The 3,010-nt window shown below is 66.5% G+C and carries 1 protein-coding gene, 1 tRNA gene and 1 pseudogene; all 3 read right to left on the bottom strand.

The window, feature by feature from the left end; genetic code table 11:
- Nucleotides 1-138, bottom strand: a pseudogene (locus AC1DOC_RS26850) (trigger factor); the annotation flags it as partial.
- 26 nt (nucleotides 139-164) lie between these two features.
- Nucleotides 165-251: transfer RNA gene (locus AC1DOC_RS26845), tRNA-Leu, on the bottom strand.
- A gap of 114 nt (nucleotides 252-365) precedes the next feature.
- Nucleotides 366-3,010 (bottom strand): efflux RND transporter permease subunit (locus tag AC1DOC_RS26840; protein WP_478130845.1); only part of this gene is annotated, 2,645 nt, incomplete at its 5' end.

Raw genomic sequence — 3,010 nt, 5'->3', positions numbered from 1 at the left:
GTCCTTGATGCCGCGCTGCTTGAGCTCGGCGCGGGCGCCTTCGACCATGCGGTTGACTTCGGACTGGATGGTGCCGACCGGCAGGGTCAGCGTGATCTTGCGTTCGAGCTTCTCGAGAGTTTCAACGGTCACGGTCATGGTGTCTTCCTTGTGAGGGGTGTGGCTGGTGCGCGGGGCCGGACTCGAACCGGCACGTTCTTGCGAACGTCAGGACCTAAACCTGGTGCGTCTACCAATTTCGCCACCCGCGCTTGCCAAATTTTTCAGGTGAATGCAAAGGCGGACGGCCCTGGTGCCGCGGACCCCCGATTGCCGGATGCCCGCCGCCCAAAGACCGTCCGCCTGAAATCGGTCAACCGCGTATTTTAAGCGCTAATCGGGAGCTCTTTCGGCTCCCGCTTGACGCGGAAGGCGGCGGCGTACATTGCCGGCAGCGCCAGCAGGGTCAATACGGTCGCCACGATCAGCCCGCCCATGATGGCCACGGCCATCGGCCCCCAGAACACGCTGCGGGAGAGCGGAATCATCGCCAGCACCGCCGCGGCCGCCGTCAGTACGATCGGCCGCAGGCGCCGCACGGCCGATTCCACGATCGCGTCCCAGGCCGGCACGCCGGCCTCGCGGTCGCTCTCGATCTGGTCGATCAGGATCACCGCGTTGCGCTGGATCATGCCCATCAGCGCGATCACGCCCAAAAGCGCCACGAAGCCGAACGGCCGGTTCAGCAGCAGCAGCGCACCGGCCACGCCGGCGATGCCCATCGGTCCGGTGATGAACACCAGCAGCGAGCGGCTGAAGCTGTGCAGCTGCAGCATCAGGAGCGTGAACACCAGGAACAGCATGATCGGCACGCCCGCCACGATGGAGGCCGAGCCCTTGCTGCTTTCCTCGACCGCGCCCGCCACCTCGATGCGGTAGCCGCCCTCGCCGGCCGCGTGCCAGCCGGCCTCGAGCTGGCGCAGCTTCGGCAGCAGCTGCTCGGTCACCGTGGCGCCCTGCAGGCCTTCGACCACGTCGCCCTGCACGGTGATGGCGTAGTCGCGGTTCTCGCGCCACATCACGCCGGGTTCCCAGCTGAACACCGGCCGGGCGATCTGCGTCAGCGGAATCGAGCGGCCCGAGGTGGTGGGCAGGTAGGCGTTGCCGATGTCCGAGATGGCCTCGCGCTCGTCGGCCGACTGGCGCAGCACGATGTCGATCAGCAGGTCGTTCTCGCGGTACTGGCCCACGGTGGTGCCGGAGAACATGGTCTTGGAAGCCTGGGCGATCGCCTGGCTGGTGACGCCGAGCGCGCGCGCCTTGGCCTGGTCGACCTCCAGACGGATCACCTTGACCGATTCGTTCCAGTTGTCGTTCACGCCGCGCATGTTGGCGTTCTCGCGCAGCACGGCCTTGACCTCGTCGGCATGCCCACGCAGCTGGGCAGGGTCGGTACCGATCACGCGGAACTGCACCGGATACGGCACCGGTGGCCCGTTGGGCAGCAGCTTCACGCGGCCGCGCACTTCGGGGAACTCCTGCGCCAGGAGCGCGGGCAGCTTGATGCGCAGGGTCTCCCGCACCTTCAGGTCCTTGGCCAGCACGATGAGCTGCGAGACGTTGGTCTGCGGAAAGACCTGGTCCAGCGGCAGGTAGAAGCGCGGCACGCCGGAGCCGATCCAGGTGCTGACCGTCTTCACGCCCTCTTCCTTCATGATGCGCTGCTCGACGCGTTTGGCGACTTCTTCGTTGGCCGCGAACGAGGTGCCTTCGGGGAACCAGATGTCCACCATGATCTCCGGCCGGCTCGAATCCGGGAAGAACTGCTGCTGCACCTTGCCCATGCCGAAGATGCCGAGCGCGAAGATCAGCACCGTGGCACCGATGGTCAGCCAGCGGTGCTGCACGCACCAGTTCACCGCGCCGCGGAAGTTGTTGTAGAACGGCGTGTCGAACAGCTCGTGCGGCGGCGCATCGGGGTCGTGCGGCTTGACCTTGAGCAGCAGCGTGCCCAGGTAGGGCACGAAGTACACCGAGACGATCCACGACAGCACCAGCGCGATCACCGTCACCGCGAAGATCGCGAAGGTGTATTCGCCCGTGACCGACTTGGCGATGCCGATCGGCAGGAAGCCCGCAGCCGTGATGAGCGTGCCGGTCAGCATGGGCTTGGCCGTGACGTCGTAGGCGAAGGTGGCGGCGCGCACCTTGTCGTAGCCCTCCTCCATCTTGCGCACCATCATCTCGACCGCGATGATCGCGTCGTCCACCAGGAGGCCGAGCGCGATGATCAGCGAGCCCAGCGATATCTTGTGCAGCCCGATGCCGAAGTAGTTCATGGCCAGGAAGGTCACGGCCAGCACCAGCGGGATCGTGATGGCCACCACCAGCCCGGGCCGGATGTCGATGTACCAGCCGAAGCGCCCGCCCTTGTGCAGGCCCAGCGAGATGATGCTCACGGCCAGCACGATGGCCACCGCCTCGATCAGCACGCCGACGAATTCATTGACCGAGCTGGACACCGACACCGGCTGGTCCTGCACCTGCGCAAGCTTCACGCCGGCCGGCAGGCGCTGGTCGATCTCCGCGGTGGTGGCGCGCAGCGCCTTGCCCAGCGCGATGATGTCGCCGCCCTTGGCCATGGAAACGCCGAGCGCGACAACTTCCTTGCCCTGGTGGTGCACCTTCACGGCCGGCGGATCGATGTAGCCGCGATGGATCTCGGCGATGTCGCCGAGCCTGAGCTGGTTGCCCGAGCTGCCGCGGATCGGCATCTCGCGCAGCTGCTCCACGTTGGTGAACTGCCCGCCCACGCGCACCTGCACCACGTCCAGCGGCGACTGGATCGTGCCCGCGCTTTCGATCGCATTTTGCGAGCCGAGCTGGGCCAGCACCGCGTTGAAGTCCAGCCCCAGTTGCGCGACGCGCTTCTGCGAGATCTCGATGTAGACCTTCTGGTCCTGCACGCCGAACTGGTCGACCTTGGCCACGTCCTTCACGCGCAGCAGCTGCTGGCGCACCTCGTCGGCCA

The organism is Variovorax sp. 01T439_2 (genome assembly GCF_056398445.1).
This window is presented reverse-complemented; position numbering and strand designations above follow the sequence as displayed.